This is a genomic window from Mesorhizobium waimense (genome assembly GCF_003601975.1).
Lineage (GTDB): Bacteria > Pseudomonadota > Alphaproteobacteria > Rhizobiales > Rhizobiaceae > Mesorhizobium > Mesorhizobium waimense.
In genome coordinates, this window is the sequence record NZ_QZWZ01000265.1 from 1 (window position 1) to 283 (window position 283).

The following is a 283-nucleotide window of genomic DNA, read 5'->3' on the forward strand; positions in this document are numbered from 1 at the left end:
CGTTCCACTTCTTGCCGCCCAGCGAGTTGCTTGCCTTGGCCGCCTGATACTTGGCGCTGCAATCGGCCATGCTCAGGCCCTTGCCGTCTTCGGCAGCTGCCTTCGTCGTTGCCTTGGCGGGCTCGGCCGCGGCCGTTGCGCCGGCGGCGCATTCGGTCTTGCGGAAGTCGTTCCACTTCTTGCCGCCCAGCGAGTTGCTTGCCTTGGCCGCCTGATACTTGGCGCTGCAATCGGCCATGCTCAGGCCCTTGCCGTCTTCGGCAGCTGCCTTCGTCGTTGCCTT

General features: G+C 65.4%; 1 pseudogene. It reads right to left on the reverse strand.

The features are described from left to right. Positions 1-283: pseudogene (locus D3227_RS40955) on the reverse strand (hypothetical protein); the annotation flags it as partial.